The sequence below is a fragment of the Rheinheimera sp. genome, from assembly GCF_030824435.1.
Taxonomy (GTDB): Bacteria; Pseudomonadota; Gammaproteobacteria; order Enterobacterales; family Alteromonadaceae; genus Pararheinheimera.
Window position 1 is genome coordinate 22,879 of the sequence record NZ_JAVBXS010000054.1, and the last position, 6,000, is coordinate 28,878.

The 6,000-nt window shown below is 48.4% G+C and carries 5 protein-coding genes; 4 read left to right on the forward strand and 1 reads right to left on the reverse strand.

Going from position 1 to position 6,000, the window contains the following annotated elements:
* Positions 1–3 precede the first annotated feature (3 nt).
* Positions 4–333: a DUF4870 domain-containing protein gene (locus RCH83_RS11875; RefSeq protein ID WP_306522318.1), complete on the forward strand. Its 330-nt coding sequence runs from the start codon at positions 4–6 to the stop codon at positions 331–333.
* A gap of 228 nt (positions 334–561) precedes the next feature.
* Here the strand turns inward: RCH83_RS11875 and RCH83_RS11880 are convergent, their stop codons facing one another.
* The gene (locus tag RCH83_RS11880; RefSeq protein ID WP_306522320.1) at positions 562–2,037 is read right to left on the reverse strand and encodes a SulP family inorganic anion transporter; all 1,476 of its coding nucleotides are present in this window, start codon (positions 2,035–2,037) and stop codon (positions 562–564) included.
* Positions 2,038–2,303: 266 nt separating this feature from the next.
* Between RCH83_RS11880 and RCH83_RS11885 the strand changes: the two genes are divergently transcribed.
* From RCH83_RS11885 to RCH83_RS11895, 3 genes are read left to right on the forward strand one after another with little or no spacing between them, the layout of a single operon-like run.
* Positions 2,304–3,785: a TrkH family potassium uptake protein gene (locus tag RCH83_RS11885; RefSeq protein ID WP_306522322.1), complete on the forward strand. Its 1,482-nt coding sequence runs from the start codon at positions 2,304–2,306 to the stop codon at positions 3,783–3,785.
* A gap of 1 nt (position 3,786) precedes the next feature.
* Positions 3,787–5,145: a DUF4118 domain-containing protein gene (locus RCH83_RS11890; protein ID WP_306522324.1), complete on the forward strand. Its 1,359-nt coding sequence runs from the start codon at positions 3,787–3,789 to the stop codon at positions 5,143–5,145.
* The gene (locus tag RCH83_RS11895; RefSeq protein WP_306522326.1) at positions 5,142–5,819 is read left to right on the forward strand and encodes a response regulator transcription factor; all 678 of its coding nucleotides are present in this window, start codon (positions 5,142–5,144) and stop codon (positions 5,817–5,819) included. The genes RCH83_RS11890 and RCH83_RS11895 overlap by 4 nt, the downstream gene beginning before the upstream one ends.
* The last annotated feature ends 181 nt before the right edge of the window (positions 5,820–6,000 follow it).

The window sequence follows — 6,000 nt, forward strand, 5'->3', positions numbered from 1 at the left end:
CCTATGTCGACCTACATACAGGAACCGGGGCAAGACAGCAAAAATCTGGCGGCAATTACCCATGTGGCTTCGATTTTTTTTGCTTTTATCGCACCCTTATTGGTGTATCTGATTAAATCTGACGATGAATTTGTCAAAGCCACCGCCAAAGAAGGGCTGAATTTTGCTATTACCGTATTGCTGATTTATATAGTGCTTGGCATTTCGGTGATTGGTGTGGCGCTGATGCCAGTGTTATGGCTGGTCACAGTAGTGCTTTATATTCTGGCCGCCAAAGCCGCCAGTGAAGGTCAGGTGTATCGTTTTCCTTTTACCTGGCGTTTGGTGAAGTAAAAAGCGTGCAATAACAAGTCTGCAATAACATTTTTCCAGCGGCAGTCAAAAGCGACACAAGCTGTGGTTAAGAAGTGCAGCGTGCAAAACAACACTGCAACCACAGCAGCAGGTCAAAGATTTGCGAACAACAAAAGGCCGGTTGTATTCACAGAACCGGCCTTTTGTTTGCTGGCCGCTTCTGAAAAATAAGGTTCAGTAAGGTGCCAAATCGTCGTTCAAAACCAGTTAGTGCAACAGCGGTGCTATTGCTTCCGGTTTATTATGAATAGCAAATTTATCGACCAAAGTGGCGCTGGCCTGATTTAAGCCAATCACTTCCACTGCAATATTACAACGGCGAAACTTCAGCACCACTTTGTCCAGCGCACTGATGGCGGTAATGTCCCAAAAATGCGCGTGGCTCAGGTCAATCTGCACTTGTGCCAGCTGTTCTTTAAAGTCAAAACTGGCAACAAACTGCTCTGCCGAGGTAAAAAACACCTGGCCTGTGACCTGATACAACCTGCTGTTACCATCGGCCGACAAAGAAGATTGCACTGCCAGTAACTGGCCGATTTTATTGGCAAAAAACAAAGTGCTGAGTAACACCCCCACCAAGACGCCATACGCCAGGTTGTGACTAAATACCACCACAGCAACTGTTGCCAACATCACCACACCTGAGCTGGTTGGGTTATGTTTTAAATCGCGCAGCGACTGCCAGTTGAAAGTGCCAATAGACACCATAATCATTACCGCCACTAAAGCGGCCATTGGAATAAGGCCAACCCATGGCCCTAAATAAACGGCAAAAATCAGAATAAGAACACCGGCAACCAGGGTGGATAAACGGGTGCGGCCACCGGATTTTACGTTGATCACCGACTGACCAATCATGGCACAACCGGCCATACCGCCAATCAGCCCGGAGCCAATATTGGCAATGCCTTGGCCCACACATTCGCGGTTTTTATTGCTGTCGGTTTCGGTCATATCGTCAACAATAGTGGCGGTCATCAGCGACTCTAATAAACCCACCACCGCAAGACCAAGTGAATAAGGGAATATAATTTCCAGTGTAGTGAAGTTCAGCGGCACTTCAGGCCATAACAACAGCGGCAGGCTGTCGGGCAAAGCGCCCATATCTGCCACATTGCGTACCTCAATGCCAAAATACAAAGTGATGGCCGTTAATACCAGAATGGCCACCAGCGGTGATGGAATGCTTTTATTCAGATAAGGAAACAAATAAATAATGCCAAGGCCTGCTGCTGTCATGGCATATACCTGCCAGCCGTGGCCAATTAATTCCGGTAGCTGCGCCATAAAAATCAGAATAGCCAGTGCATTGACAAAACCAGTGACCACAGAGCGCGATACAAAACGCATCAGTTCACCGAGTTTACAAAGGCCAAAAATAATCTGAATGACACCACAAAGCAGGGTGGCGGCCAGCAAATATTGCAGGCCATACTCTTTGACTAAAGTGACCATTAACAAGGCCATGGCGCCTGTCGCGGCGGAAATCATCGCCGGACGACCTCCGGCAAAAGCACAAATCACCGCTATGGCAAAAGAAGCGTATAAACCTACTTTGGGGTCAACACCGGCAATAATGGAAAACGCAATGGCTTCAGGAATAAGCGCCAGCGCTACCAAAATGCCACATAAAATATCGGCACGAATATTACTGAACCAGTGTTGTTTCAGATGCTGTAGCATCACATTCTCCTTGAGCGCAGGCCGAAAGCTGCGTTGGTAAAGACCTGCACATGAAATAAACACGGCTTTCACAGCACAGGCAGAGGCGAAAAAAGGCGGCATTTTAACAGAGTGTGCCTGACGCTGCGAATGCAGCTGTTTGGAGGTTCAGGCAGGCGCTGTGCAGCGCGGTTATGGCTGTAAGTCTGAATCTTTATAGAATCTTTATAATGCCGCGGCCTTACAACTTATAAGATCAGGGTTCTTGCCGGTTTGGATAAGTTGTGATGAGTACTGCTGTAATGTCCCGCGCTGTGCTGGTGCCGGGCCGGTATTTAATGTACCGGGTGCTGGGTTATCTGCTGTTATTGCTGTCGGCCGTGCAATTGCTCGGCATGCTGGTGGCCATCTTTTACCACGAAAGTATTTTCTGGGTGTTTTTAAGCTGTGCTGTTGGCGGCGCCTTTGTCGGTTATTTCCTTATTTATCAAGGGCGGGAGGCTGGGGAGCTGAAAAGCAGGCAACTGTTTTTACTCACCACTTTAAGCTGGCTGATGTTGTGTTTTTTTGCCGCTTTACCTATCTGGTGGATAATTCCCGATTGCAGTTTTACCAATGCCTGGTTTGAAGCTGTTTCGGCTGTAACCACCACCGGCTCAACAGTGTTCGCTGGTTTAGACCATATGCCCAAAGGCCTGTTGTTCTGGCGTGCTGTGCTGAACTGGATAGGCGGCATTGGTATTATTGTAATGGCGATTGCCATTTTGCCGGCCCTGAAAATAGGTGGTATGCGTTTATTTAAAACCGAAAGCTCAGACACTTCAGAAAAAATTCTGCCACGCAGCTCTTCCATGTCGGCCGCTATTGGTTTGGTCTATCTGGTGCTGACGGTACTGACCATGAGCAGTTATTATCTGGCTGGTATGACGGGTTTTGATGCCATTACCCATGCCATGACCACAGTTGCGACCGGTGGTTTTGCCAATTACGACGCTTCTTTTGGCCAATATAAAGATACACCTGTGATTTTTTGGCTCAGCAGCTTTTTTATGATGGCTGCCGCTATGCCTTTTGTGCTTTTTGTCAGTGTGGTGAAAGGCAATAGACTGGCTTTGTGGCGCGACCCTCAGGTGCGGGCTTTTGTGCTGATAGTATTAGCGGCGGCGTTGCTGTTAACCCTTTATCAGGTGCAACAACAAAACAGACACTGGTTTGATGCTTTAACCCATAGTTTGTTTAATGTGGTGTCTATTATCACCACTTGCGGTTATGCCTCGGAAGACTATACGCTGTGGGGCAATCTGGCGGTGATGGTGTTTTTTTATTTAACTTTTGCCGGTGCTTGTTCAGGCTCAACTTCGGGCGGTTTAAAAATCTTCCGCATCCAGCTGGCCGCTATGTTGCTGGTAAAACAGATGACGTTACTTATTCATCCAAGGGCTGTGTGGATCCAGAAGTATGGTGGTAAAAAAGTAGACGACCAGTTGCTCGGTACTGTGCTCGCTTTTTGTTTTATTTATTTTGCCACTATCGCTTTTATTGCCATGGCCTTGTCGTTTTATCAGCTGGATTTAGTCACAGCTGTGACAGGAGCAGCCACAGCTGTGGCCAATGTGGGTCCTGGTCTTGGCAATATTATTGGGCCTGCCGGTAATTTTTCTTCGTTGCCAGATGGCGCTAAATGGTGGTTAAGTTTAGGTATGCTGATGGGGCGACTGGAGATTTTAACTTTGTTAATTTTATTTACCCCTTCTTATTGGCGTTATTAAGATGCAGTCATTGTGGTTGGCAATTGGCAAAAACTGGCGCGGTTGGTTAAATGCCACGCTATTGCCTGTGTTGCTGACAGCCCTGCTTATTCCTTTGCGTGAACAAATCAGCTCCACCGATGTGGCTATGCTGCAACTGGTCTGGATCAGCTGGATGGCGCAGCGTTATGGCAAAACCCTGGCGATTGCAACGACCCTGGTGTCGGTGCTGGTGTTAAACTGGTGTTTTGTGCCGCCTTATTACACCCTGGATGTACATGACACCCGCAACCTGATTAGTTTTGTGGTGATGGCGAGCTTAGGTATTTTTATCAGTTATTTGTCCGACCGCATTAACAGGCAATTGCAAAAAAGCCGCAATCTGATGTCACAACTGCGCGCTATGTATATGTTATCTAAAGGCTTGGCCGGTCGTAGTGATTGGCAGAGCCAATGTGCTTTTGCGCAAAAACTATTGTCACGCCGTTTGCGTGCCGAAGTGCAGGTGGTTGCAAACTGCAACAAACCAGCGGCAGCAGCCGGGATGTTACAGTTGCAGCTGGGCAAAAATGCTGCTGTCGGCTGGTTGTTGTTGCCGGAATCTTTGTTATTGCCAAATCATACTTTGATCCATGCGGCGCAGTCGTTATTAGGCCAAAGTTATGCCGCACTGGAGTTGCAACAACAAGCCAATAAAAATTTGTTGCAGGTGGAGTCTGAACAACAACGCGCTATGTTGTTACGTTCTTTGTCACATGATTTACGCACACCATTGGCCACCATTATGGGCGCTTCCAGTATGCTGGCCGATCAGGATCTGGTGCTGAGTGACGAGCAGCGCCAGCAGCAGGCTTTGAATATTTACCGGCACAGTAAACTGCTGCATCAGCATTTTGAAAAAGTGCTGGAACTGTCCAAAGCCCAGCTGGCCGACGTGCAGCTGCAGCGCAGCCATTTTAGTTCGGATGATTTAATTGCCGGCGCTTTGGGCAGGCGTAGTGAATTGGCTGCTGATATTGCTGCCAAACTGAGTTGCCCGCCGGCGCAGGCCTTAACAGGGGATGCCGATTTACTGGAAATAGCCCTGGCCAATTTATTGGAGAATGCGCTGAAATATGGGGCTGCACCTTTTGTGCTGAGTATTGAAACAACACATGGCTGGCAACGTCTGGTGCTAAAAAATGCCTTATCACAGAATGGTTTAACGCCACGCGCAGCGGCTGACGCCGGCCATGGCCTGGGTCTTCGTATTTGTGAAACAGTGGCGGCTCTGCATGGTGGCCGTTTTAGTTTGCAGCTCAAGGCGGACACTGCAAAGCGGTGTAATACAGAGCAAGCAACAGCTGCTGAGGCTGTTGCCACGCTGGAGTGGCCGTTATGAGCCTTTCACAAAAAGTATTAGTGCTGGAAGATGATGCCGGTATGCAGAGTTTTTTAGCCACTTTGTTGTCCAGTCAGGGTTATGTCGCGGAACTTTGTGGTTCTGGCCAACAAGGGTTACAGCTGCTGGCCAGTCAGGATTACGCCTTGTTATTGCTGGATTTGGGTTTGCCGGATTTAGATGGTTTACAGCTGCTGCAACAATTGCGGTTATGGTCTGCTATTCCGGTGATTGTCATTTCGGCCCGCGGCAAAGAGCAGGACAAAGTGCAGGCGCTGGATTTGGGCGCCAATGATTATGTCACTAAACCTTTTAGCGCCGGTGAGTTGCTGGCCAGGATGCGCAGTGCCTTGCGTCAGAATCAGGGTTCGGTGCGCCAGTGGCAGTTTGGCAATGTGCTGCTGGACCCGGTGCAGCGGCTGGTCAGTAAAAATGGTGAGCGGGTACATCTGACCAAAACCGAATATGAGTTGTTGTTATGTCTGCTGCGTCATGCTGGTGTGGTGCAAACCCATAATCAGATTTTGCAGCAGGTGTGGGGTGAGGTGTATCAGGGCAGACCTGAATATGTGCGGGTGCATATGGCGCAGTTGCGGCAAAAGCTGGAAGACAACCCGGCCGTACCCCGTTATCTCACCACCGAAGCCGGTGTTGGTTACCGTTTATGCCTTTAACTGCAATAAAAGCCTGAACTGCAACTGTCTTTTTCCGTAGCGACAACTACTTACAATAATTTGTATGAAAAAAGCCAGCTGTTGCTGAGTTTTGTGTTCAGTTGCGTTAGCATCTTTTTTTAGGTTTTGTCCGGCTGCTGTTTTTTGTGATTAGCTGTTGCCAAAGCCCAAATCCGCCGAC

Excerpts from the sequence above, each read along its gene's own strand:
- RCH83_RS11875 (WP_306522318.1), top strand. The coding sequence starts at position 4 with ATGTCGACCTACATACAGGAACCGGGGCAAGACAGCAAAAATCTGGCG.
- RCH83_RS11880 (WP_306522320.1), bottom strand. The coding sequence starts at position 2,037 with ATGCTACAGCATCTGAAACAACACTGGTTCAGTAATATTCGTGCCGAT.
- RCH83_RS11885 (WP_306522322.1), top strand. The coding sequence starts at position 2,304 with ATGAGTACTGCTGTAATGTCCCGCGCTGTGCTGGTGCCGGGCCGGTAT.
- RCH83_RS11890 (WP_306522324.1), top strand. The coding sequence starts at position 3,787 with ATGCAGTCATTGTGGTTGGCAATTGGCAAAAACTGGCGCGGTTGGTTA.
- RCH83_RS11895 (WP_306522326.1), top strand. The coding sequence starts at position 5,142 with ATGAGCCTTTCACAAAAAGTATTAGTGCTGGAAGATGATGCCGGTATG.